The sequence below is a fragment of the Kosakonia sp. CCTCC M2018092 genome (assembly GCF_003864115.1).
Taxonomy (GTDB): Bacteria; Pseudomonadota; Gammaproteobacteria; order Enterobacterales; family Enterobacteriaceae; genus Kosakonia; species Kosakonia cowanii.
In genome coordinates this window covers 4,426,225-4,451,093 of record NZ_CP034225.1, presented here as the reverse complement: position 1 = coordinate 4,451,093, position 24,869 = coordinate 4,426,225, and the positions used below count along the sequence as shown (strand labels likewise).

Annotated in this window: 23 protein-coding genes; 14 read left to right on the top strand and 9 right to left on the bottom strand. The window is 56.3% G+C overall.

Annotated elements, in window-relative coordinates; translation table 11 throughout:
* Nucleotides 1-49 precede the first annotated feature (49 nt).
* Entirely contained in the window at nt 50-919 is an 870-nt protein-coding gene (gene rluF / locus EH164_RS20930) for a 23S rRNA pseudouridine(2604) synthase RluF (RefSeq protein WP_124970712.1), read from the top strand.
* Here the strand turns inward: rluF and EH164_RS20925 are convergent, their stop codons facing one another.
* Nucleotides 920-1,192: a DUF3811 domain-containing protein gene (locus EH164_RS20925; RefSeq protein ID WP_042712605.1), complete on the bottom strand. Its 273-nt coding sequence runs from the start codon at nt 1,190-1,192 to the stop codon at nt 920-922.
* A 175-nt stretch (nt 1,193-1,367) separates the two neighbouring features.
* On the opposite strand from EH164_RS20925, the gene EH164_RS20920 reads away from it, so the two are divergent.
* Together EH164_RS20920 and EH164_RS20915 are read left to right on the top strand one after the other, a co-directional pair.
* Nucleotides 1,368-1,733, top strand: coding sequence for a type II toxin-antitoxin system RelE/ParE family toxin (locus EH164_RS20920; RefSeq protein WP_124970709.1), 366 nt, complete (start codon nt 1,368-1,370; stop codon nt 1,731-1,733).
* Nucleotides 1,720-2,058: a helix-turn-helix domain-containing protein gene (locus EH164_RS20915; protein ID WP_023478347.1), complete on the top strand. Its 339-nt coding sequence runs from the start codon at nt 1,720-1,722 to the stop codon at nt 2,056-2,058. Before EH164_RS20920 ends, EH164_RS20915 begins: the two co-directional genes overlap by 14 nt.
* 53 nt (nt 2,059-2,111) lie before the next feature.
* On the opposite strand, the gene panS is transcribed toward EH164_RS20915, so the two are convergent.
* Together panS and rtcR are read right to left on the bottom strand one after the other, a co-directional pair.
* Nucleotides 2,112-3,053, bottom strand: a complete 942-nt coding sequence (gene panS, locus EH164_RS20910; RefSeq protein WP_124970706.1) for a ketopantoate/pantoate/pantothenate transporter PanS — start codon at nt 3,051-3,053, stop codon at nt 2,112-2,114.
* 149 nt (nt 3,054-3,202) lie between these two features.
* A complete protein-coding gene (gene rtcR, locus EH164_RS20905; protein ID WP_124970703.1) occupies nt 3,203-4,789 on the bottom strand; it encodes an RNA repair transcriptional activator RtcR in 1,587 nt (528 codons plus the stop codon).
* Nucleotides 4,790-5,262: 473 nt separating this feature from the next.
* Here rtcR and EH164_RS20900 point away from each other — a divergent pair, with 473 nt between their 5' ends.
* From EH164_RS20900 to EH164_RS20890, 3 genes are read left to right on the top strand one after another with little or no spacing between them, the layout of a single operon-like run.
* On the top strand, nt 5,263-6,408 hold the full coding sequence (locus EH164_RS20900) for a slipin family protein (RefSeq protein ID WP_124970700.1): 1,146 nt from the start codon (nt 5,263-5,265) through the stop codon (nt 6,406-6,408).
* The gene (locus tag EH164_RS20895; RefSeq protein ID WP_124970697.1) at nt 6,398-7,624 is read left to right on the top strand and encodes an RtcB family protein; all 1,227 of its coding nucleotides are present in this window, start codon (nt 6,398-6,400) and stop codon (nt 7,622-7,624) included. Before EH164_RS20900 ends, EH164_RS20895 begins: the two co-directional genes overlap by 11 nt.
* A 12-nt stretch (nt 7,625-7,636) precedes the next feature.
* Nucleotides 7,637-8,422, top strand: coding sequence for a nucleotidyltransferase domain-containing protein (locus EH164_RS20890; RefSeq protein ID WP_023478385.1), 786 nt, complete (start codon nt 7,637-7,639; stop codon nt 8,420-8,422).
* 359 nt (nt 8,423-8,781) lie between these two features.
* On the opposite strand, the gene lysC is transcribed toward EH164_RS20890, so the two are convergent.
* The gene (gene lysC / locus EH164_RS20885; RefSeq protein WP_124970694.1) at nt 8,782-10,131 is read right to left on the bottom strand and encodes a lysine-sensitive aspartokinase 3; all 1,350 of its coding nucleotides are present in this window, start codon (nt 10,129-10,131) and stop codon (nt 8,782-8,784) included.
* A gap of 363 nt (nt 10,132-10,494) precedes the next feature.
* On the opposite strand from lysC, the gene pgi reads away from it, so the two are divergent.
* The 5 genes from pgi to EH164_RS20855 all read left to right on the top strand — a co-directional run bounded on the left by pgi (nt 10,495) and on the right by EH164_RS20855 (nt 16,367).
* Nucleotides 10,495-12,144, top strand: coding sequence for a glucose-6-phosphate isomerase (gene pgi, locus EH164_RS20875; protein ID WP_124970688.1), 1,650 nt, complete (start codon nt 10,495-10,497; stop codon nt 12,142-12,144).
* A gap of 444 nt (nt 12,145-12,588) precedes the next feature.
* On the top strand, nt 12,589-12,831 hold the full coding sequence (gene yjbE, locus EH164_RS20870) for an exopolysaccharide production protein YjbE (protein WP_071789442.1): 243 nt from the start codon (nt 12,589-12,591) through the stop codon (nt 12,829-12,831).
* Nucleotides 12,832-12,895: 64 nt separating this feature from the next.
* Nucleotides 12,896-13,534: a YjbF family lipoprotein gene (locus EH164_RS20865; protein ID WP_023478525.1), complete on the top strand. Its 639-nt coding sequence runs from the start codon at nt 12,896-12,898 to the stop codon at nt 13,532-13,534.
* On the top strand, nt 13,531-14,268 hold the full coding sequence (locus tag EH164_RS20860) for a capsule biosynthesis GfcC D2 domain-containing protein (protein WP_124970686.1): 738 nt from the start codon (nt 13,531-13,533) through the stop codon (nt 14,266-14,268). Before EH164_RS20865 ends, EH164_RS20860 begins: the two co-directional genes overlap by 4 nt.
* Nucleotides 14,269-14,270: 2 nt before the next feature.
* On the top strand, nt 14,271-16,367 hold the full coding sequence (locus tag EH164_RS20855; RefSeq protein WP_124970683.1) for a YjbH domain-containing protein: 2,097 nt from the start codon (nt 14,271-14,273) through the stop codon (nt 16,365-16,367).
* Nucleotides 16,368-16,402: 35 nt separating this feature from the next.
* Here EH164_RS20855 and EH164_RS20850 read toward each other — a convergent pair whose 3' ends face one another.
* Both EH164_RS20850 and EH164_RS20845 read right to left on the bottom strand, forming a co-directional pair.
* A complete protein-coding gene (locus tag EH164_RS20850) occupies nt 16,403-16,864 on the bottom strand; it encodes an acyltransferase (protein ID WP_124970680.1) in 462 nt (153 codons plus the stop codon).
* Nucleotides 16,865-16,873: 9 nt separating this feature from the next.
* Entirely contained in the window at nt 16,874-17,383 is a 510-nt protein-coding gene (locus tag EH164_RS20845) for a GNAT family N-acetyltransferase (protein ID WP_124970677.1), read from the bottom strand.
* 137 nt (nt 17,384-17,520) lie between these two features.
* Here EH164_RS20845 and psiE point away from each other — a divergent pair, with 137 nt between their 5' ends.
* On the top strand, nt 17,521-17,931 hold the full coding sequence (gene psiE / locus EH164_RS20840) for a phosphate-starvation-inducible protein PsiE (protein WP_124970674.1): 411 nt from the start codon (nt 17,521-17,523) through the stop codon (nt 17,929-17,931).
* A 75-nt stretch (nt 17,932-18,006) separates the two neighbouring features.
* Here the strand turns inward: psiE and malG are convergent, their stop codons facing one another.
* The 3 genes from malG to malE all read right to left on the bottom strand — a co-directional run bounded on the left by malG (nt 18,007) and on the right by malE (nt 21,771).
* Complete coding sequence (malG, locus tag EH164_RS20835; RefSeq protein ID WP_023478487.1) at nt 18,007-18,897, bottom strand: maltose ABC transporter permease MalG; 891 nt, start codon at nt 18,895-18,897, stop codon at nt 18,007-18,009.
* A 14-nt stretch (nt 18,898-18,911) separates the two neighbouring features.
* Complete coding sequence (gene malF / locus EH164_RS20830) at nt 18,912-20,456, bottom strand: maltose ABC transporter permease MalF (RefSeq protein ID WP_023478334.1); 1,545 nt, start codon at nt 20,454-20,456, stop codon at nt 18,912-18,914.
* Between the two features lie 124 nt (nt 20,457-20,580).
* Nucleotides 20,581-21,771: a maltose/maltodextrin ABC transporter substrate-binding protein MalE gene (gene malE, locus EH164_RS20825; RefSeq protein WP_124970671.1), complete on the bottom strand. Its 1,191-nt coding sequence runs from the start codon at nt 21,769-21,771 to the stop codon at nt 20,581-20,583.
* Between the two features lie 370 nt (nt 21,772-22,141).
* Between malE and malK the strand changes: the two genes are divergently transcribed.
* The gene (malK, locus tag EH164_RS20815; protein WP_023478364.1) at nt 22,142-23,251 is read left to right on the top strand and encodes a maltose/maltodextrin ABC transporter ATP-binding protein MalK; all 1,110 of its coding nucleotides are present in this window, start codon (nt 22,142-22,144) and stop codon (nt 23,249-23,251) included.
* A 171-nt stretch (nt 23,252-23,422) separates the two neighbouring features.
* Nucleotides 23,423-24,775 carry a maltoporin gene (locus EH164_RS20810; protein WP_124970665.1) on the top strand — a complete coding sequence of 451 codons (1,353 nt, stop codon included), beginning with the start codon at nt 23,423-23,425 and terminating at the stop codon, nt 24,773-24,775.
* Nucleotides 24,776-24,869: the final 94 nt, after the last annotated feature.

The following is a 24,869-nucleotide window of genomic DNA, read 5'->3' as shown; positions in this document are numbered from 1 at the left end:
TTTTCTCTTCAGCTCAACAACGTTATATTCCGCTTTCAGAGGAGAACTTATGCTGCCAACCCAATCTACACGTTTAAACAAATACATTAGCGAAAGCGGAATCTGCTCACGCCGCGAGGCTGACCGTTACATCGAACAGGGCAACGTCTTTATCAACGGCAAACGCGCCGGCATTGGCGACCAGGTGGTGGCCGGAGACGTCGTGAAAGTGAGCGGGCAACTTATCGAACCGCGAAGTGAAGAAGATCTGGTGTTTATCGCGCTGAATAAACCCGTTGGCATCGTCAGTACCACCGAAGAGGGCGAAAAGGACAATATTGTCGATTTCGTTAACCACAGCAGCCGCATTTTTCCCATTGGCCGTCTCGATAAAGATTCACAGGGGCTGATTTTTCTGACCAACCACGGCGATCTGGTGAACAAGATCCTGCGGGCGGGAAACGACCATGAAAAAGAGTATCTGGTCACGGTCAACAAGCCGGTTACCGATGAGTTTGTTCGAGGGATGGGCGCAGGTGTGCCGATCCTCGGTACGGTAACCAAAAAGTGCAAAGTGAAGAGGGAAGCGCCTTTTACCTTCCGCATCACGCTGGTGCAGGGGCTTAACCGCCAGATTCGCCGCATGTGCGAACACTTTGGCTATGAGGTGACCAAGCTTGAGCGCACGCGCATTATGAACGTCAGCCTGACCGGATTGCCGCCCGGCGAGTGGCGCGATCTCACCGATGATGAGCTGATTGCGCTGTTTAAGCTGATTGAGAACTCCACCTCAGAAGCGAAACCGAAGGGGCAGAACAAAGCGAAACCGCAGGCGGCGAAAAAGCCCGCGGTAAAAGCGGCAAAGCCGGAAGAGAAGAGCCGGGCGAAACCGGCCGGTAAGCGCTTTACCCAGCCGGGCAGGAAAAAGAAAGGGCGCTAATCAGCGGCGTCCGCGCGTTTGCGTGGTTGCCGACCACGAAAAAGTGCTGTTCTCATCAGGTTTATAAGCCTGCTGCTTTTTCACCTGGCGGGCTTTCTTCGCGGTCGCTTCACGCTGCGCCATCAGCTTATCGATATACTCTTTCTTAACATGGTTCGCCTCAGAGTTGCTCAGCGGGCGTCCATGCGCAATGCGGGCGCGATCGAGCAGCGTTTTAAGCTCCCGCTGTTCACTTTCGGTCATCTCTTTCTGCGTCAGTCTGGTCACGGCCATGGCATGTTCTCCTAAGGAAGTGTCACGAGTCTACGCGATAACGCGTCAAAAGCGCAGGCAAGAACGCCATAACTGGAAATTGGCTCGCAGGTTATCGCCAAGTCAGGTGACACTCTCGTCTACAAGGGTAATCTACATTCCACGATAGGTATAAAATTTTATACAAGGATGTAGTATGCTCACTTTCCGGCCTGCGTTAAAACCTGTCATCTGGATGGGGACCTCCTTCAACGATCTACGCGCTTTCCCTGTGGAGGTGCGTAAAGATGCGGGATATCAACTGCATAAAATTCAGTCAGGGCTGGATGCAACGGACTGGAAGTCGATGGCTGAAATAGGTCCCGGCGTCGCTGAAATCCGCCTTCGAGATCGTACTAGCGCTTACCGGATTTTCTATATAGCCCGTTTTGAAGAGGCTATTTATATTCTGCACTGTTTTAACAAACGATCGCAGCGCACGGCATTAGCCGATAAAACGCTGGCCCGATTGCGCTACCGTGATGTTATTGAGCACCACAGGAGTCAACATGAAAAAAGATAACCATGGCCCGATCGGTCATATCACCCCCGCCGATGCGAATATCTTTTCCGAACTGGGATTCGATGACGCCGAGTCGCACCTTCTCGCGCAGGAAGCTGAAAAAGAGGTGCTCGCCCTATTAGCGATCAAACAGCAGCTGATGCAGGAGATTTCAGACTGGATCGATGAAAACAAACTTAAGCAGGCCGACGTCGCTGCGAAGCTGAATATTTCACGACCGCGCGTCTCTGACGTAGTGAATCAGAAAACCAGTAAATTCACCGTCGATGCGCTGATAACAATGCTGGGCAAACTGGGAAAACCCGTTACCGTCACCGTGGGTTAAGCCATATCAGGGAGAGCAGATCGACCTGCTGCGCTCTGCGCTCCCTTTATCCGTTAACTCACTTCGCGCTTTTCTGCCTGACGGCCCTCTACCGGTTTACCCGACCAGTAGCCCGCCAGCAGCGAGCCGGAAAGGTTATGCCACACCGAGAAGAGCGCGCCGGGCAGGGCGGCGAGCGGTGAGAAGTAGAGCTTGCCGAGCGCGGCAGCCAGCCCCGAGTTCTGCATTCCCACTTCGATAGCCAGCGTCCGGCAGGTGGACTCATCAAAACCAAACAGACGCCCGCCCCAGTAACCGCTGAGCAGACCAATCGCGTTATGGAGGATCACCGCCACAATCACCATCAGCCCAACAGAAGCAATGTGTGATGCGGAACCGGCGACCACCGCGCTGATGATGGCCAGAATACAGACCATCGAAAAGGCGGGTAGCCAGGGTTCTACTGCTTTCACCACGCGCGGGAAGAGGTAGTGAACAATCAAACCCAGCCCAATCGGGATCACCACAATTTGCAGGATACTCAGCAGCATCCCCATCACATCGACCTGGATATGGGCATCGACATAGAGGCGCGTCAGCAGCGGCGTGGCGATAACCCCGACCAGCGTTGAGACTGAAGAGATAGTCACCGACAGCGCAACATCGCCTTTGGCGAGATAGATCATCACGTTGGATGCGGTTCCGCTGGCGACGCTGCCGACCAGCACCATCCCGGCCGACAGATCCGGGGGCATTTTGAAAATCATCGCCAGCAGCCACGCCGCCAGCGGCATCACCAGATAGTGAAGAAACGTACCCGCCGCGACGGGGGCGGGTCGGGAGAGCACGCGCTTAAAGTCGTCGAGGGTCAGATGCACGCCCATGCCGAACATGATCAGCATCAACAGCGTGGTGACCCACGGGCCGATAGCGACAAACGTCGGCGGGAAAAAGTAGGCGAGAACGGAGAGCAGCACGGCCCAGAGCGGGAACAGCCGCGTGAAGGTTGCGAGCATGGGGATTTCCTTGCGATGACATTGTGTTGTGTTATTCCCCGTTCTCGTAAACGATTCGGGGGTTTATTAACGGCCGGGTTCAAGCCCGACCATAGCCAATGTTTATCGTGCTAAGGATTAATATTCAAACGAATTATGATGAAGATCGTTTATGTTGCGCCGCGCACGCTCTCCCAGCTCAGGCCAAAGCGCGCGAGATATTTACGCAGCCGGTCAGCATCATTGGGGTTGGCTTTTTTCTGCCGCGATACCGCAAACAGTTCCCGGCCCGCTTCAGAGAGGCTCTGCGTGCGGCGACACACCTCCACCACGCTCTCCAGCTGGCGTCTGTCGAAGAGATCCAGCGTCTCAGGGTCGACCGGCAGACTGCTCATTGATGGCGCGCCGCGCCAGTTGTACTCCAGCCGCGCGATCTCCTCCGCCACCAGCGTATCGGTGATGCGGCCCTGTTCTGCCAGTGTTGCCATACGGGCAATCGAGGTGCTCAGCTCGCGGAAGTTGCCGCGCCACGCCGCCTGCGCCGAGCAGGCAAACGCCAGGTATCGCTCGCGCGCGCCTTTATCGAAGCGGATCTGCGTCTGCTGCTCAAGGCCAAAACGCTGCAACTCATACTCGATATTGGGAGCGATATCCTCCCGTCGCTGCGCCAGCCCCGGCAGTTCAAAGGTCCACATATTGATGCGCGCGTAGAGATCCTCCCTGAAGCGCCCCTCATCAACCCACTGCTGCATATTGCGGTGGGTACCGGCAATCAGTTGGAAGTCGCTCTGCACCTCTTTATCCGAGCCGAAGGGGAAAAAGGTCTTCTCCTCAATGGCTTTTAACAGCATCGCCTGCTCATCCAGCCCCAGTTCAGCGATCTCATCAAGAAACAGCACCCCACCATCCGCTTCACGCAGCAGCCCGGTTCGCGCCTGCTGTGCACCGGTAAACGCCCCCTTCACATGACCAAACAGCGTCGACATGGCGTTATCACCGCGCAACGTCGCGCAGTTCACCGCCACCAGCCGCCCGGCAACGAGATGGCGGGCGTGGCGTAGCTGAAAGATGCGTTTTGCCAGAAACGATTTTCCCGCCCCGGTCGGGCCGGTAAGCAGAATCGGCGCAGAGGAGCGCAGCGCGACGCGCTCAATCTGATCGATCATGCGGTTAAAAGTGGCGTTGCGCGTATCAATACCCGATTTCAGGAACGAGACCGACTGCTGCTGCTCGCGCTGAAAACGGCTGGTCAGCGTGGCATAGCGGCTTAAATCGAGATCGATAACCGAGCAAACGCCCGCTGAGATCTCTTTATCGTTGGCGCCTCGCGCCGCCGGACCGGTCTGTAACAGGCTGGCGGGGAGGTAGCGCGCTTCGGTGAGCAGGAACCAGCAGATCTGCGCCACGTGCGTCCCGGTGGTGATATGCACCAGGTACTCTTCATTGTCGGTATCGAAAGGGTAGTGAGTGGCGAAATCGAGAAACGCGGCGTACACCTCTTCGAAATCCCACGGGTTTTTGATCTCCACCGGGTGGGTGCGCACCTCGGTGCGCGGCGAGAGCACAGCGATATCTTCTGCGGTTTGCGCCGCCAGTCCTTCATCGCGCGGCTGGTGGATCAACTCCAGCCGGTCGACAGGAAAATCCGCTTGCTGGCAGAGCGCCACCGTCGGTCGCCATTTGCGAAAGCGGTTATGCCGTTTTCCGCGTTTATCCAGCACTGTTCCCAGCACCCCAATCACAACCCGACGTTTCATCTTTATCCTGAATAATAAAAGGCGATATATAAAGATAAGAAATCTCGTAGGCTGGCACAATGCCTTGCATCAGGCTAAAAAAATAAATTATTAATTTTCAATAGAATATAAATTTATTTGTTCGTTTTCCTATTTTTGGCACGCCTCTCGCAATAGTTATCTCGTCAACACGCTGAGTTCGCTGGGGTTATTGACCCCGCCGGCGCATCAGGAGCGGCAAGCGCCGTTTTCCCGGAGGCGTTCCGTCAGTGCAGAGACATCTGCGAAAAATCGGTTATTGATCGGGTTCGACTCCCGAATTCGCAACCATTATCTCTCCAGATAATCATGATGCAGTACCCCGTCATCGCGCAGTTTACGGTGACATGAGACGACCGCCGATAATGGCGCCGGGCGGCAGGCAAAACAGTGTTTCCCCTGTCGCTTCGCCCCTGCATTCGCGGTCGTAACAACAAAAATAAGAGGGATCAGAGATGACCAACAAAATCACAATTCGAAAAGGTCAGTTAGCGTTACTGGCAAAAGAGGGCGACTACTACCAGGTTCTGGAAACCGGAGAGCACCGTCTGCCATGGTTTGGTAAAAAACCGGATGTGCTGATCGTTAACCGCGACGGCAGTGAAGTGCCGGCGGGTCTTGCCGAGTATTTGCGCCGTTTCCAGCCGGAGTGGGTGGAAAAATATTGCCTGGCAGCCGATCTGGGCGATAACGAAGCGGGCGCGCTCTACCTGAACGGCATGCTGCTGGAGATCCTGCCGCCCGCCACGCGTCGTCTTTACTGGAAAGCGGACGACACCCTGACGCTGGTGCGCCTCAATACCGACGAGGTGAGCGTCCCGGCCGACATTGTTAACGCCGTATTACAGCCGAAACGCGGCGCGGCAGTGAAAGGGCGCGACGCAATCCTTGTAGTGCAGGTTCCCGCCTGGCATGCGGGCGTGCTGAAAATTGATGGTGAAACCCAGGCGCTGTTACCGGCGGGTATCAGCGGTTACTGGAAAGTGAACCACCTGGTGGAGGCGGAAGTGGTCGATCTGCGCCTGCAGGTGCTGGAAGTGAGCGGCCAGGAGATCCTGACCAAAGATAAAGTGACCCTGCGCCTCAACCTGGCGGCGAACTGGCGTTACAGCGATCTGCTGAGCGCGTTTGCCCAGTTGAGCAAACCGCTGGATCACCTCTACCGCGAGCTGCAGTTTGCCCTGCGTGAAGCGATCGGTACCCGCACGCTGGATGAGCTGCTGGAAGATAAGCAGATTATTGCTGATGTGGTTAGCGTGCAGGTGGCGAACCGCATGGCGGCCTTCGGCATTGAAGTGGCATCGCTTGGCGTGAAAGACATCATCCTGCCGGGCGAGATGAAAACCATTCTGTCGCGCTTAGTTGAGGCAGAAAAGTCGGCGCAGGCGAATGTGATCCGCCGCCGCGAAGAGACCGCCGCCACCCGTTCGTTGTTGAATACGGCGAAAGTGATGGAGAGTAACCCGGTGGCATTGCGCCTGAAAGAGCTGGAAACGCTGGAGCGTGTCGCAGAGCGCATCGATAAGATCTCGGTCTTCGGTGGTCTCGACCAGGTATTGCACGGCCTTGTAAATATTAAAGGAAAAGATAATGCAGCATAACGATTACAACCTGCTGGCGCGTGAAAACAGCGCGCCGGTGAAGATGTGGACCCACGGCGTGCCGGTCGAGCCAGAAGCGCGTGAACAGTTGCTTAACACCGCCAAAATGCCTTTTATTTTCAAACATCTGGCGGTGATGCCGGATGTGCATCTCGGTAAAGGCTCTACCATTGGTAGCGTCATCCCGACTAAAGGGGCGATTATCCCGGCGGCGGTCGGCGTGGATATCGGTTGCGGCATGATTGCCGTGCGCACCTCGCTGCTGGCAAGCGATCTGCCCGATAACCTGAGCGGGCTGCGCAGCGCCATTGAGCAAGCCGTGCCGCACGGGCGCTCGGTAAACCGATCAAAGCGCGATAAAGGCTCATGGTCAAGACCGCCGGAAGAGGTGGATGCGCACTGGGCGTCGCTTGCGCCGCGCTTTAAGCGGCTGACGGATAAATATCCGCGCTTGCTGAAGACCAACAATTATCAGCATCTGGGAACATTAGGCACCGGTAACCACTTTATTGAAGTGTGTCTGGATGAGCAGCAGCGGGTCTGGGTGATGTTGCACAGCGGTTCGCGCGGCGTGGGTAACGCCATCGGCAACGTCTTTATCACCCTGGCCCAGCAGGATATGCAGCAGCATATCGCCAATCTGCCGGACAGAAACCTCGCCTATTTCCGCGAGGGGAGCAAGCACTATGACGACTATCTGGAGGCGGTCGAGTGGGCGCAGGATTTCGCCCGTCATAACCGGGAAGTGATGATGTCGCGCGTGCTGGCAGCGCTGTCGAGTATTGTCACTAAACCCTTTATGACCCAGCAGGAAGCGGTAAATTGCCACCATAACTATGTGCAAAAAGAGACGCACTTTGGTGAAGAGGTGCTGGTAACGCGTAAAGGTGCGGTTTCGGCGCAAAAAGGGCAGATGGGGATTATTCCCGGCTCAATGGGCGCGAAAAGTTTTATCGTGCGCGGGCTGGGAAATGAGGAGAGCTTCTGCTCATGCAGCCACGGTGCCGGGCGTACCATGAGCCGTACCGCGGCGAAAAAGCGCTTTACCGTTGAAGATCAGATCCGCGCTACCGCGCATGTGGAGTGCCGTAAAGACAGCGAGGTGATCGATGAGATCCCAATGGCCTATAAAGATATCGACGCCGTGATGGCGGCGCAGGCCTCGCTGGTGGAAGTGGTGCATACCCTGCGTCAGGTGGTGTGCGTAAAAGGATAAAAGGGTGAAAAGATGGAACAGCACGGAGTTGATGCCGCCATGCGTGAACGCGTGCGGCTCGAGTTAGAGGCAGTAGAGCGCAAATATGATGTGAGAGTGCTCTACGCCTGCGAATCAGGCAGTCGCGGATGGGGCTTTGCCTCGCCGGACAGCGATTATGATGTGCGCTTTTTGTATGTGCATAAGCCGCAGTGGTATCTGCGCGTTGAGCCGCAGCGCGATGTGATCGAGCTGCCGATAGACGCGGAGCTGGATGTTTGCGGCTGGGAGTGGCGCAAAGCGCTGGGGTTATTGAAGGCCGCAAACCCGACGCTTATCGAGTGGCTCGATTCGCCGGTGGTTTATCAACAGGATGAGGGCGTGCTGGCGGCGTTACGCGATCAGGTGCCGCACTGGTTTTCACCGGTTCGTGCGCGTTGGCACTACTACGCGATGGCGAAGAAGAACTTCCGCAGCTACTTGCAGGATGAGCAGGTACGGCTGAAGAAATACTTCTATGTGCTGCGTCCGCTGCTGGCGGTGCGCTGGATAGAGGCGGGGAAAGGGATGCCGCCGATGCGTTTCGCCACGCTGCTGGCAGGGAGCGATCTCGGCGCGCCGCTGCGGGCTGAAATCGATGAGCTGCTGGAGGTGAAGCAGCGCGCAGGTGAAGCGCAGTACGGCGCGCGTCGGCCGTTGATGCATGATTTTATCAGCCAGGAGCTGGCGCGCGGTGAAGTGGCGGATGCATTGCCCGAGAGCCGCAGCGGCAATGTCCGCGATCTCGACCAGTTGCTGTTTGAAACGGTGATGGCGTAACCCTGCCGGGTGGCGCTGCGCTTACCCGGCCTACAAACGGCCATGCGATTGAAATATGCATGGTTTACGTAGGCCTGATAAGGCGTAGCCGCCATCAGGCAGAACCACGATATTGCGGCTGGTTTTGGCTTGCGGAGTCTGCTTGCCGGGTGGCGCTGCGCTTACCCGGCTTACAAACGGCATTATTCCCGTAGGCCTGATAAGGCGTAGCCGCCATCAGGCAGAACCACGATATTGCACCCGGTTTTGGCTTCGGACAGGGCTTTTTGCCGGGTGGCGCTACGCTTACCCGGCCTACAAACGGCATTATTCCCGTAGGCCTGATAAGGCGCAGCCGCCATCAGGCAGAGCCCAGAACCTCACTCGAACAGGTTGTGATGTAACTTCTGCACCACCTGTTCGGCCTCTTTTCCGGGGACGAGGAAACAGAGGTTATGGCTCGACGCGCCGTAACAGATCATGCGGATGTTGAACGGTTCGAGCACGCCGAACACCTCTTTGCCCACGCCGCACGCTTTCGACAAATCGTTGCCAATCAGCGCCACCAGCGCCAGATCCTCTTCCACTTCCACCCGACAGAGCGCCGAAAGCTCCATCAACAGCCCCTGCGTCAGCAGCGTATCGCCCGTGGAGGTGGAACCGGTGGTATCCAGCGTCAGCGCCACTCTCACTTCCGAGGTGGTAATCAGATCGACCGAAATATTGTGCCGGGCCAGAATGCCGAACACTTCGGCGAGGAAGCCGCGTGAGTGCAGCATATTCAGGCTGTGCAGCGTTAACAGCGTCTGCTTACGGCGCAGCGCCAGCGCGCGGAACAGCGGCGGATTAGTGGTGTTATTGCACACCAGCGTGCCGCCCGCCTGCGGATCTTTGCTCGAGCCAACAAACACCGGAATATCGCTGCGCACCGCCGGTAACAGCGTCGCCGGATGGAGCACTTTCGCGCCGAAGGTCGCCATCTCTGCCGCCTCTTCAAAGGCGATTTCATCAATGCGTTTTGCTGCCGGCACCACGCGCGGATCGGTAGTGTAAATGCCCGGCACATCGGTCCAGATATCGACGCGCGATGCGCTCAGCGCTTCAGCCAGCAGAGCGGCGGTGTAGTCGCTGCCGCCGCGGCCAAGCGTGGTGGTGCGGCCTTTCGCTTCGCTGCCGATAAAGCCCTGGGTGATCACCAGGCCTTCATTGATGCGCGGGGCAAGTTGCTGCGTGGCAAGCGTTGAGAGGGCGGCTACGTCCGGCTCGGCGCGGCCAAAACGGTCGCTGGTGCGCATCACTTTGCGGATATCAAACCACTGCGCCTGCACGCTGCGCTCGCGCAGCACTTCCACAAACAGCAGGGTCGACATCAGTTCGCCGTGGCTGACCAGCTCATCCGTCAGCGCCGCCGAGGTTGCCAGCGAAGCAGCTTCAGCGAGGGTAGTAATATTTTCCAGCAGGCGTTCGATCTCTTCGCGGATCACCGCCTGGCTGCCCATACGCTCCAGAATATCGAACTGAATTTTGCGGATGGCGTCGAGCTTGACGAAACGCTCGGTCGCTTCGAGGCCTTCGGCCAGCGCAACCAGTAAGTTGGTCACGCCCGCGGAAGCGGAGAGCACCACCAGACGAACACTGTTATCGGAGAGCACCACGTCCGCACTGCGGTTCATGGCATCGTAATCGGCAACGCTGGTGCCGCCAAATTTAGCGACAACGAAACTTGACATAACTACCTCGTGTCAGGGGATATCATTTCAGCCATGGCACAAGGTTGAACCTTCGCCTTTCGCCCCACAGCGGTGGCCTGGGTAGATGAAACTGAAGCGTGCAGTTATCCTGCAAAAAACTTCGTAAAACAGCGTATTTATAAATAAAGGCTGGGCGGGCACAGTGTCAACGTCGGGATTATGCGGATTTTTCATGCTGCTTTTGCTGTTAGTAAAATGACTTATGTTGTGCTGGTTTTCGCTGTTTTTTGCCTGGCTTTTGCGCACATCGACCGAACCTTTGACATAAAAACCATCACACCTTCCCCGCGCAGGCGCTACAATCGACGGCAGTCTCACTTCTCAAATCAGAAGAGTATTGCTATGAAAAACATCAATCCAACGCAGACTTCTGCCTGGCAGGCACTACAGAAACACTACGCTGAAATGAAAGACGTCACCCTTGCGGATCTCTTCGCAAAAGACGGTGACCGCTTTACCAAATTCTCCGCCACCTTCGACGATCTGATGCTGGTGGATTACTCCAAAAACCGCATCACGCAAGAGACCCTCGACGCGCTGCTGGCGCTGGCTAAAGAGACCGATCTGGCTGGTGCCATCCAATCGATGTTCTCCGGCGAGAAGATCAACCGCACCGAAGATCGCGCCGTGCTGCACGTCGCGCTGCGTAACCGTAGCAATACGCCGATTGTGGTCGATGGCAAAGATGTGATGCCGGAAGTGAACGCGGTGCTGGAGAAGATGAAGAGCTTCTCAGAAGCGATCATTTCAGGTAGCTGGAAAGGCTACACCGGCAAGCCGATCACCGACGTGGTTAACATCGGCATTGGCGGCTCAGATCTCGGCCCGTTTATGGTCACCGAAGCGCTGCGCCCGTACAAAAATCACCTCAACATGCACTTTGTCTCTAACGTCGATGGTACCCACATCGCCGAAGTGCTGAAGAAAGTGAACCCGGAAAGCACGCTGTTCCTCGTGGCATCGAAAACCTTCACCACCCAGGAAACCATGACCAACGCCCATAGCGCGCGCGACTGGTTCCTGAAAACCGCCGGTGACGAAAAGCATGTGGCGAAGCACTTTGCCGCGCTCTCTACCAACGCGAAAGCGGTGGGTGAGTTCGGGATTGATACCGCTAACATGTTTGAGTTCTGGGACTGGGTGGGTGGCCGTTACTCCCTGTGGTCGGCGATTGGCCTGTCAATCATCCTCTCAGTGGGCTTCGACAACTTTGTTGAGCTGCTTTCCGGCGCGCACGCCATGGACAAGCACTTCGCCTCTACCGAGCTGGATAAGAACCTGCCGGTGCTGCTGGCGCTGATCGGTATCTGGTACAACAACTTCTTCGGCGCTGAGACCGAAGCGATCCTGCCGTATGACCAGTACATGCACCGCTTTGCCGCCTACTTCCAGCAGGGCAACATGGAATCCAACGGTAAATATGTTGACCGCAATGGCAACGCCGTGGATTACCAGACTGGCCCAATCATCTGGGGTGAGCCGGGTACCAACGGTCAGCATGCGTTTTACCAGTTGATTCACCAGGGAACCAAAATGGTGCCGTGCGATTTCATCGCTCCGGCCATTACCCATAACGCCCTTTCCGATCACCACCAGAAACTGCTCTCCAACTTCTTCGCCCAGACCGAAGCGCTGGCATTCGGCAAATCCCGCGACGTGGTTGAGCAGGAGTATCGCGATCAGGGTAAAGATCCGGCGACGCTGGACCACGTGGTGCCGTTCAAAGTGTTTGAAGGCAACCGCCCGACCAACTCCATCCTGCTGCGTGAAATCACGCCGTTTAGCCTCGGCGCGCTGATTGCGCTCTATGAGCACAAAATCTTCACCCAGGGCGCCATCCTCAACATCTTCACCTTTGACCAGTGGGGCGTTGAGTTAGGCAAACAGCTGGCAAACCGTATCCTGCCAGAGCTGGGCGACGATCAATCGATCTCCAGCCACGACAGTTCAACAAACGGGCTGATTAACCGCTACAAATCCTGGCGCGGTTAACAGAGAAAGCGTCGCTTCGGCGGCGCTTTTTTTTGCCTGCACAATTATTCTCGCCGCGCCTTAAATATCCGCCGCCTGCGCGAATCAATATATAAGTAATTCCAATAATGTTATTTCCATTAAGGCTAATCCACGCCGAATAGCTGCCTTTGCCATGCGTAATTTGGTTCATCAGGTTTATCCGAAAATCAGCGCGCATAGCGTAACGCTTACTATCTATTTTAGGACTAGCCTTATTGTGTGAATAATATGTGATTATTTATATCTTTGTTTTTTAAAGTATTTATAAATTTAACTGCTTGCTAAATATACGCTCCGGCTAATGTTCCGAAAAGGTTCCCCGCTATTTCCTGAGGCGTAATTCATCTGCTTTAGTTGTGTATACTCCCTATCGCCTGAATTTTTTCAGGCAAATCTCCATTCATTCAATGAAGGGAAATTGATATGAAAAAAGCTCTTTATGGCATTTTTGCCATAACCGCGCTTGCGGCGACGTCTGCTTTCGCTGCACCGGTGCAAACCGGTGACGCAGCAGGCTCGGCAGCGACCTCTGTTTCTGCAGGCAGCTCTGCGGCAACGAGTGCGAGCACCGTAGGGTCAGCGGTAGGTGTCGCTCTGGCGGCAACCGGTGGCGGTGATGGTTCCAATACGGGGACCACAACCACCACCACGACAAGTACTCAGTAATAGCGAGTGCATTAACTATAACCACACTTCGGTGTGGTTATTTCGTCCCTTTCGGAGAAGAGTCGTGAAGCGACCTGGTATCATTTTGATTTGCCTGCTCCTTCAGGCATGTTCTGGCCCGATCAAAGGCCTCGGGAATTCACTCTGGAATAGCGTATTTGGCACGCCGGGCGTGCAGCTTACCGATGAAGATATCCGTAATATGCCCTACGCCAGCCAATATATGCGGCTGAATAACGGCCCTCAGCTGTTTGTGGTGTTGGCATTTGCCGAAAACGGGCAGCAAAAATGGGTGACGCAAGATCAGGCCGTCATCGTGACGCAAAACTATCGCATCGTAAAAACCCACCTTGGCACCGATAACCTGCTTGATGTCACCAACCTGGCGGCAGATCCGCTGGCGAAACCTAACCAAATTATCGATGGCACCAGCTGGACGCGCATGATGGGCTGGACCGAATACAAACAGGTGCGCTACGCCACTGCCCGCTCGGTGTTCCACTGGAATGGCACCGACACCGTGCAGCTGGGCAGCGACGAAACCCGCGTTCGCGTGCTGGACGAAGAGGTCACAACGGATCAAAAAAGCTGGCGCAACCGCTACTGGGTGGATGAGGACGGGGTGATCCGCCAGTCTGAACAGTATCTTGGCGCGGACTGGTTCCCGGTGAAAACCACGCTGATTAAGGCGGGCAAACAATGAAAACACGCGCGCTCCTTTTGATGCTTTCAAGCCTCGTCTCACCGCTGGCGCTGGCGGCTGGCAACGTTGATGTCTATACCGCAGGCGACAGCAAACCGAAAACCTTAACCAATGCCGAACATCTGGTCGATCTGGTGGGTCAGCCGCGGCTGGCAAACAGCTGGTGGCCGGGTGCGGTGGTCAGCGAGCGCAAGGCGACCATTACCGAGCAGGCACGCCATCAGGCGCTGCTGGCCCGGCTCACCACGCTCGCGTCAGAAGAGGGCGGTGACAGCGCCGCCACCATTAACGGCTTGCGTCAGCAGTTGCAGGGAATCAAGGTCACCGGCAGGCAACTTGTTGAACTCGATCCCGACTTTTTACGCACGCACCGCCGCGCTAACCGGCCGCTGGAAGGCGACTACACCCTGTGGGTGGGACCGCAGCCGACCACCATTACCGTAGTCGGGCTGGTGAGCCGCCCGGGCAAGAAACCCTTTACGCCAGAGCGCGATGTGGTGAGCTACCTCGACGAGATGGATCTGTTGAGCGGCGCGGATCGCAGCTACGCATGGGTGGTCTATCCCAACGGTAAAACGCAAAAGGTACCGGTGGCTTACTGGAACCGTCGTCACGTCGAGCCGATGCCCGGCAGCGTGATTTTCGTCGGTTTCGCACCGGGTTTGTGGAGCGATGAGAATGACAAGCTCAATGCCGACATTCTCCAGTCCCTGACGCATCGGATACCGGAATAATAATGAAAAAATCGTTTGTTATTAGCATATTGGCGCTTGGTGTGAGCGCCGCTTGTCACGCAGAGACCTGGCCGGAACCGATCGGGCCTTCGCAGTCAGATTTCGGCGGCGTCGGCCTGCTGCAAACGCCCACCGCGCGTATGGCACCCGAGGGCGAACTGAGCCTCAACTACCGCGACAATGACCAGTACCGTTACTACTCTGGCTCGGTGCAGCTCTTCCCGTGGCTGGAAACCACACTGCGTTACACCGACGTGCGCACGCGCAAATATAGCTCGGTCGAAGCGTTCTCCGGCAACCAGACCTATAAAGATAAAGCGTTCGATCTGAAATTACGCCTCTGGGAAGAGGGCTACTGGCTGCCGCAGGTCTCCGTCGGTGCGCGCGATATCGGCGGGACGGGGCTGTTCGATGGCGAATATCTGGTGGCGAACAAAGCCTGGGGACCGTTTGATTTCTCCCTCGGTATCGGCTGGGGCTATCTCGGCACCAATGGAAATATTAAAAACCCGCTCTGTAGCTACAAGTCAGCCTATTGCGTGCGTGACAACCGCTATAAACAGGCCGGTTCAACGGATACCAGCCAGATGTTCCGCGGCCCGAGCGCGCTGTTCGGCGGCGTAGAGTACCAGACGCCGTGGAACCCGCTGCGCCTGAAGCTGGAGTATGACGGCAACAACTACCAGCAGGATTTTGCCGGCAAACTGCCGCAGCGCAGCAAAGTGAACGTCGGCGCGATCTATCGCGTGTCGGACTGGGCAGACATCAACCTGAGCTACGAGCGCGGCAACACCTGGATGTTCGGCTTCACCCTGCGCAATAACTTCAATAATTTGCGTCCTTCCTATAGCGATAATCCACGGCCGAAGTATCAACCGCAGCCGCAGGATGCGATCCTGCAACACTCGGTGGTGGCGAATCAGCTGACGTTGCTGAAGTACAACGCCGGTCTCGCGGACCCGCAAATTCAGGTCAAGGGCGATACGCTCTATGTCACCGGCGAGCAGGTGAAATATCGTCATAACCAGGAAGGGGTTGAGCGCGCAAACCGTATCATCATGAATGATTTGCCGGACGGTATTCGCATCATCCGGGTGACGGAAAACCGCCTGCGTATGCCAGCCGTGACCACCGAAACGGATGTCGCCAGCCTGAAACGCCACCTTGAGGGCGAACCGCTGGGGCAGGATACGGAGCTGGTGCAAAAACGCGTCACGCCAATCGTGCCGGATAAAACCGAGCAGGGCTGGTATATCGACCGCACGGCCTTCGACTTCCATCTCGATCCGGTGCTTAACCAGTCGCTCGGCGGGCCGGAAGGCTTCTACATGTATCAGTTGGGGGTGATGGCGACCGCCGACTGGTGGGTCACCGACCATCTGCTGACCACCGGCAGCCTGTTCGGCAACATCTCCAATAACTATGACAAGTTTAACTACACCAACCCGCCGAAGGACTCCGCGCTGCCGCGTGTGCGTACCCGCGTGCGTGAATATGTGCAGAACGATGTCTATGTGAACAACCTGCAGGCTAACTACTTCCAGTATCTCGGCAATAACTTCTATGGCCAGGTCTATGGCGGTTATATGGAGACCATGTACGGCGGCGCGGGTGCAGAGGTGTTGTGGCGTCCGGTCGACGGGCCGCTGGCCTTCGGCATTGACGCGAACTACGTGAAGCAGCGTGACTGGCGCAGCGCCCAAGACATGATGAAGTTCACCGATTACAGCGTGAAAACCGGGCACTTCACCGCCTACTGGACGCCGTGGTTTGCCGATAATGTGCTGGTGAAAGCGAGCGCCGGGCAGTATCTGGCGGGCGATAAAGGGGTGACGCTGGAAGTGTCGAAACACTTCGACAGCGGCATCGTGGTCGGGGCGTATGCGACGAAAACCAACGTTTCCGCCGCGCAGTACGGCGAAGGGGATTTCACCAAAGGGGTGTATGTCTCCGTACCGCTGGATCTGTTCAGCGCCAGCCCGACCCGCAGCCGTGCCGCCATCGGCTGGACACCGCTGACGCGTGACGGCGGCCAGAAACTGGGCCGTAAGTTCGATCTCTACAGCCTGACCAGCGATAAGTCGGTTAACTTCCAGTAAGCAAACGCCCTTCTCGTGCTGAGAAGGGCGTTGTTTCACAACCGGCGCAGCAGTCGCGCTGGGTTGCCCGCATAAACCCCTTTCACCGTAATCGTCTTTGTCACCACGCTACCCGCGCCAATCACACAGCCATCGCAAATCGAGACCGCCAGAATCGTCGCACCGCTGCCAATAGATACGCCATCGCCAATCGTGATCCGCCCCCAGTTTTCGCGATTTGGATCGGGTTTGCCGTCGCGAAACAGATCGTTGGCGAACATCACGCCGTGGCCGATAAAGCAGCCTTCGCCAATGGTGACGTACTCGCAAATAAAGGTGTGGGACTGGATCTTCGTGGCTTTGCCTATCTGCGTATTGCCCTGGATTTCTACAAACGGGCCGACAAAAACTTCATCCGCCAGCGTGCAGTCATACAGATTGGCAGGCTCATAAATCACCACATTTTCACCGCAGGTCACGTTGCGAACGGCGGCGTGGCGAAGAGAGGCGGTGTGCATGATGGCTCCTTAAAGCGCTTTGCCGAAAATATGCAGCGTGCTTTGTTGCGAAGGTGTGGTGAAGAGGGCGCTCTTAATAAACGCGAACCCCTGGCGCTGATAGAAACGCTGCGCGTGCGGGTTGGCATCCAGCACCTCCAGCCAGAAAAAGGTCTCGCCGCGGCCTTGCGCCTCACGCGCTATCTCATTAATGAGATGCTCGCCGTAGCCTTTTCCCGTTTCGCCAGGTAAGAGATAGAGCTTATGCAGCAGCGTGCCGGCAGGGCCATTATCGTCACTGGCGCAATGCCACGTGACTTTAGCAAAACCCACCGGATTGGGATGGCAGAGGATAAACCAGTTTCCCGCTTCGCTTTGCAGGCTCTGTTGCAGGGATGGCACAGCGTACTCCTGGTGCAGAAATGCCTCCAGTTCACTCTTCTCCTGCCATAAGTGCGCGAAATGGTGGGTGTAACTGGCATAGCCCATCTCGCTCAACAGCGCGGCATCTTCCACGCTCGCTTTACGTATCGTCATCATCGCTTATTACTCTCCCGCTTCGCTGGCTCAGCGATACATTTCATCACGGGCTGTCACATAATCTAAGTAAAAAAAGTAGATCAAGATCACATTTACGCGATATACAGAGGATCTTCTAACAATAATGAGGTGCTGTTATGTCGTCGCTTAATCACCCGCGGGTGGCGTTTGTTTCAACTATTTTGCAGGGCATACTCAGCCTGGGTCTGCTGGCGCTGGGTATTATCCTGATTGTTTTTTTAGGCAAAGAGACGCTGCATCTGGCCATTGCGCTCTTCGCGCCGGTACAGACCAGCAAATATGAGCTTGTCGAAGGGCTGGTGGTTTACTTTCTCTATTTCGAATTTATTGCCTTGATTGTGAAGTATTTTCAGTCCGGGCTTCACTTCCCGCTGCGCTACTTTGTCTATATCGGCATTACGGCGATTGTGCGGTTGATCATTATCGATCATGAGTCGCCGATGGATGTGCTGATCTACTCGGCGGCGATCCTGCTGTTAGTGATCACGCTGTGGATCTGTAACTCCCAGCGCCTGCGCCGCGAATAAAAAAGGCGGCCTGTTCAGGCCGCCGAAATTGAGGGTGCAGTGGCAATAACAACAAGGGTATGACAACGATGAAATTTAGCCCTTCACCCCGCCGGCCGTCAGGCCATTGACCAGCCAGCGCTGCGCCAGCAGGAACACCAGGGTAATCGGGATGGCGGAGAGCACCGCCGCGGCGGCGAAATCGCCCCATAAGTAGTTCTGCGGGTTGAGATACTGCTGCATCCCCACCGCCAGCGTGTAGCTGTCGACATCGCGCAGCAGCAGCGAGGCGACCGGCACTTCGGTAATGGCCGCAATAAACGACAGAATAAACACCACCGCCAGAATCGGCACCGACAGCGGCAGCAGCACCAGGCGGAACGCCTGCCACGGCGTCGCGCCATCCAGCGAGGCGGCCTCTTCCAGCGAGCTGTCGATCGTCTCGAAATACCCCTTGATCGTCCAGACATGCAGTGCGATCCCACCGAGATAGGCGAAGATCACTCCACCGTGCGTATTCAGCCCAATAAACGGAATGTACTGGCCTAAACGATCGAACAGGGCATAGAGCGCCACCAGCGACAGCACCGCCGGGAACATCTGGAAAATCAGCATCCCTTTCAGCAGCGTCGCTTTACCGCGAAAACGCATACGGGCAAAGGCGTAGGCGCAGGTGGTGGAGAGCGCGACAATGCCGATAGCGGTAATCACGGCGATCTTCACCGAGTTCCACAGCCATAACAGCACCGGGAAGGGCGGCGGGGTGACGCGCCCATCGGCATGCTCAACGCTAAAGCCCAGCGCCAGCCGCCAGTGCTCCCAGGAGATGCGCTCCGGGATCAGGCTGCCGGTGGCGAAGTTGCCTTCACGCAGTGAAATGGCGATCACCATCAGCAGCGGGAACATAATCGCGGCGATAAACAGCAGCAGTAACGCATGGGTGAAAAAGAGCCGCAGCTTTTGCGATTTCGCCTGCACCATAGCCATAGTTTTCCTCCTCCTTAATCGAATTTCATGCGCGTGGCTTTCAGATTGACGATGGCCAGCGCGCCTACCAGCAGGAAGATCAGCGTGGCGATAGCCGCCGCAAGACCGAAGTCCTGGCCGCCGCCGCCTTCAAAGGCGATGCGGTAGGTGTAGCTCACCAGCAGGTCGGTATAGCCCGCCGGCGTGGTGGTGCCGATGCGATCCGGGCCGCCGTTGGTCAGCAGCTGGATCAGCACGAAGTTGTTAAAGTTAAAGGCAAAGCTGGCGATCATCAGCGGCGTCAGGGGCTTGATCAGCAGCGGGAAGGTGATGCGGAAAAAGTTCTGTAACGGCCCGGCGCCGTCCATTGCCGAGGCTTCATAGAGATCTTCCGGGATCGCTTTCAGCAGCCCCATGCAGAGGATCATCATGTAGGGGTAGCCGAGCCAGGTGTTGACGATCACTACCATCGCGCGGGCTGTATTCGGATCGCTAAACCACGCCGGTTTAATGCCGAACAGTGCGCTCAGCATCATGTTGATCTCACCAAAGCTCTGGTTGAACAGCCCTTTAAAGATCAGGATCGAGATAAACGACGGCACGGCGTAAGGCAGGATCAGCAACAGCCGGTAGACAGCTTTACCCTTTAACGACTCCCACTGCACGACGCAGGCCAGCACCATGCCGACCGCTACCGTCAGCACCACGGTGAGGATGGAGAAGATCACCGTCCAGATAAAAATCTCGATAAACGGTTTCTGAATACCTTCATCGGTAAAGACGCGGGTGAAGTTATCCCAGCCGATAGTGACGGTATAACCGGGGCTCAGTTTCTCACTGCCCCAGCTGCCGTCAGCGTTAAGCGCCTGGTAGAAGCCGGTCTGGTTGTTCGGGCGATACTTGACGCCGCTCTGGTTATTGAGCAGCGTGCCGTCCTGCTCAACCTGATAGAGCGGGCGGGTGCCGGAGAACTGGCGCAGCGAGCTCATCGCCACTTTGCTCTCATCCGGCAGTACCGCGGTGAGCTGGTTCAGCCCCTGGCGGTTTTGCGTAATCACACGCAGATTGGCGCGCTCGCCCGCAGGCAGCGCATCGACCTCTTTAACCTTCAACTGCTGTTCGCCGCCGGGTTTAAAAGCGTCGGAGAGATAGTGTTTGCCGCTCTCGCCATCCGTCAGCGCTAACTGCCACTTATCCCCGTCCGGATAGAGCCCGAAGTTATAGGCTTTGCCCGCCTGATATGAGCGGTCGAGCAGCACCTGCTGTGCGCGCTCCTGGGTGAGCTGGTTAGTGCTGCTGTAGTTGGTAAAGGCGATGGCGATGGTACAAATCAGCGGGAAGAGGACGAACAGCCCCATCCCCGCAAGTCCCGGATAGACATAGCGCCAGGCGTACGCTTTACGATTGGCAAAAATGTAGAGGCCCGCCGAACTCAGCACGAGCGTGGTGATGGCAAAAAGGTATTCCCCCTGGGCATACATCATGACGACAAGGTAAGCCACCAGCAGCCCAATTACGGCGATGGCAGCCCATGCAACCTGCGAGCTTTGCCACCAGTGGCGTTTTCTTACAACATCCATGGGAGTGTCCTCTCTACACGCCCCTTTTCACGCCGCTTCGTTGTTGGCGAGGCAGCGTGAAATCTGGCATGTATACAGCCTGTCCAGTTAGCCCTGCTCCGTGAGGAACAGGGCCGTTACGTTCTTACTTAGTGATGCGGCCCTGCGCATCTTTCAGCGCTGCATCCACGGTCTGGCGACCGGTGACAGCGTTGATCACCGCGGTACGGGTGGCGTACCAGAAGGCGGACATTTGCGGGATATTCGGCATGATTTCGCCGGTTTTAGCGTTCGCCATGGTGGCGGCGATGCGCGGATCTTTCGCTAACTGATCCTGATAAGATTTCAGCGCTACCGCACCGAGCGGTTTGTCTTTGTTCACTTCCGCCAGGCCTTCATCGGTCAGCAGGTAGTTTTCAAGGAACTCTTTCGCCAGCTCTTTGTTCGGGCTGGCGGCGTTGATACCTGCGCTCAGCACGCCGACGAAGGTTTTCGACGGTTTACCGTTGAAGGTTGGCAGTTGCGCGACGCCGTAGTTGATTTTGCTCTTGTCGATATTGGTCCATGCCCACGGCCCGTTGATGGTCATCGCCGTTTCGCCTTTGTTAAACGCGGCTTCGGCAATCGAGTAGTCGGTGTCGGCATTCATGTGCTTGTCTTTGATCAGTTTCACCAGGAAACTGAGACCGGCTTTCGCGCCCGCGTTATCCACGCCAACATCTTTCACATCATATTTGCCGTTTTCATACTTAAAGGCGTAACCGCCATCGGCGGCAATCAGCGGCCAGGTGAAGTAGGGCTCTTGCAGGTTGAACATCAGCGCGCTCTTGCCTTTCGCCTTCAGTTCTTTATCCAGCGCCGGGATCTCTTCCCAGGTTTTCGGCGGGTTCGGCACTAAGTCTTTGTTATAAATCAGCGACAGGGATTCTACAGAGACCGGGTAGGCGATCAGCTTGCCGTTGTAGCGCACCGCGTCCCAGGTGAAGGGAACCAGTTTGTCCTGGAAGGCTTTGTCCGGCGTCACTTCTGCCAGCAGGCCAGATTGTGCGTAGCCACCGAAACGGTCATGCGCCCAGAAGATGATATCCGGGCCGTCGCCGGTCGCTGCAACCTGCGGGAACTTCTCTTCCAGCTTGTCCGGGTGCTCAACGGTCACTTTGATGCCGGTATCTTTCTCGAATTTTTTACCCACTTCGGCCAGGCCGTTATAGCCTTTGTCGCCGTTAATCCAGATAACCAGCTTACCTTCTTCGATTTTGGCAAGGGCAGAGGCGGAGAACATCATCGTTGCCACTGCGGACAATGCGAGGATGCGTGCGCCTGTTTTGATTTTCATATATCCCGTCCTTTAGATGATGTGCTCATGAATACGCATAAGGTGGTTTGACGGGAGTAGTCTCCTTTTTTGGCAAGCGCTTCTCATCATCCCCGCCCCTACGCCCCTGGGGTGATTTGTGTGATCTCTGTTACAGAGATTTTCGTTATGTGTCGCAGCGCACATAAAAATGCGCCGTTTTTTGCAAAGCCGGTCACGAAATTACCCGCCGCCCGCTCGTCGGGGGGGCAGAGCAGCGCGTCTCATCCTCCCATCTCCTCCCCCATAAAAAACGCAGGGGGTGGAGGATTCGCCGGAAAAATCGTTACGCCATAGTCAGGCCACTTTGAATGTATCCGTTGGTATCAGGTTGTAACGAAGGGAGATGGGGATGGCGAGCGTACAGCTGCGAAATGTCACGAAAGCCTGGGGCGATGTGGTGGTATCGAGAGATATCAGTCTGGACATTCACGAAGGTGAGTTCGTCGTGTTTGTCGGCCCGTCAGGCTGCGGTAAGTCAACGCTGCTGCGCATGATTGCCGGGCTGGAGACGATTACCAGCGGGGATCTGCTGATTGGCGATACCCGCATGAATGATGTGCCGCCCGCTGAGCGCGGTATCGGCATGGTGTTCCAGTCCTATGCGCTCTATCCACACCTGTCGGTGGCGGACAATATGTCATTCGGCCTCACGCTCGCGGGCGCGAAGAAAGATTTGATTAAATCGCGCGTCACCCAGGTCTCCGAAGTGCTGCAACTGGGGCACCTGCTGGAGCGTAAACCGAAGGCGCTCTCCGGTGGCCAGCGTCAGCGCGTGGCAATTGGCCGTACGCTGGTGGCCGAGCCGCGCGTTTTTCTGCTCGATGAACCCCTCTCTAACCTCGACGCCGCGCTGCGCGTGCAGATGCGTATTGAGATCTCCCGTCTGCACAAGCGCCTGCGCCGCACGATGATTTACGTCACCCACGATCAGGTCGAAGCGATGACGCTGGCGGACAAAATCGTGGTGCTGGACGCCGGGCGCGTGGCGCAGGTCGGCAAGCCGCTCGAGCTTTATCACTACCCGGCAGATCGCTTTGTCGCAGGCTTTATCGGCTCGCCGAAGATGAACTTCCTGCCGGTAAAAGTGACCGCCACGGCGATTGAGCAGGTGCAGGTTGAGCTGCCCAACCGCCAGCAGGTGTGGCTGCCGGTCGACAGTGCGAACGTGCAGGTCGGCGCCAATATGTCGCTCGGTATTCGCCCGGAGCATCTGCTGCCCAGCGATATCGCCGATGTCACGCTCTCCGGCACTGTTCAGGTCGTCGAACAGCTTGGTCACGAAACACAGATTCATATCCAGATCCCCGCAATACGTCAGAACCTGGTCTACCGCCAGAACGACGTGGTGCTGGTAGAAGAGGGTGCCACATTCGCCATCGGCTTACCGCCGGAGCGTTGCCATCTGTTCCGCGAAGATGGCACCGCCTGCCGCCGGTTGCATAAAGAACCTGGCGTTTAAGCTACCCCACAAAGAGATTACACAAAGCCATTCGCATGATGTCGAGGCGGCAACGGCATGCACTTTGTGCGCTTACAAACGTAGGCGCACGGGTGAATACGGCAGCCAACAAAGCGTTAGCCGGACGGGGGCGTGTAAAAAAAGAAAAGCAAGCTCTCAGGAGATAGAACGATGATTACTCTGCGCAAAGTTCCTCTGGCAATCGCCATTACGGCAGGCATTTTGTCTGCTCAGGCGGGCGCTGTTGATTTTAAAGGTTATGCACGTTCCGGCATTGGCTGGACCGGCAGCGGCGGCGAGCAGCAGTGCTTCCAGGCCACCGGTGCGGGCTCCAAGTACCGTCTCGGCAACGAATGTGAAACCTATGCAGAATTAAAACTCGGTCAGGAAGTGTGGAAAGAAGGCGATAAAAGCTTCTACTTCGACACTAACGTAGCCTATTCCGTCGCCCAGCAGAATGACTGGGAAGCGACCGATCCTGCCTTCCGTGAAGCGAATGTGCAGGGTAAAAACCTGATTGACGCGCTGCCAGGTTCAACCATCTGGGCAGGTAAACGCTTCTACCAGCGTCATGATGTCCACATGATCGACTTCTACTACTGGGATATCTCCGGTCCGGGCGCGGGTCTGGAAAACGTTGATCTTGGCTTCGGCAAACTCTCTCTCGCCGTGACTCGCTCAACGGAAGCGGGTGGTTCTTCCACCTTCTCCAGCAACAATATTTACGATTACAACAGAAAAACCGCTAACGACGTCTTTGACGTGCGTTTAGGCCAGATGGAAGTCAACCCGGGCGGCACACTGGAACTGGGTGTGGACTATGGTCGTGCAAACACGCGTGATGGTGAATACCTGAATGGTGCCACGTCGACCAAAGATGGCTGGATGTTCACCGCTGAGCATGTTCAGAGCATGCTGAAAGGCTATAACAAATTTGTGGTTCAGTACGGGACTGATGCTCTGACCTCGCAGGGCAAAGGGCTTTCTCAGGGCAGCGGTGTCGGTATTGATACCAACAGCACCTTCCCGAATAACGCCTACAGCACCAACAACAACGGCTCGCTGCTGCGTATTCTCGACCACGGTGCCATCTCTCTTGGCGATAGCTGGGACCTGATGTATGTCGGTATGTACCAGGACATCGACTGGGATAACAACAACGGCACCAAATGGTGGACCGTGGGTGTGCGCCCAATGTACAAGTGGACGCCGATCATGAGCACCCTGCTGGAAGTTGGCTATGACAACGTGAAATCCCAGCGTACTAACGACACCAACAACCAGTACAAAATCACCCTCGCGCAACAATGGCAGGCTGGCGACAGCATCTGGTCCCGTCCGGCAATCCGCGTCTTCGCAACCTACGCGAAATGGGATGAGAAATGGGGCTACAACTACAACGGTAATCCTGGCAACAACGTCGACTACTCGCTGGCAACCCGCAACGGAACCGGCGGTCAGACCTTCGGTCGCGGCGACAACGACGAGTGGTCCTTCGGCGCTCAGATGGAAATCTGGTGGTAAGCCTGATAGCAGTCTGATGACCAAAAGAGGGGCGCAAGCCCCTCTGATCCTTACAAACAGCGCGCTATTGCCTGGCTACCGCTGTTCTGCATCC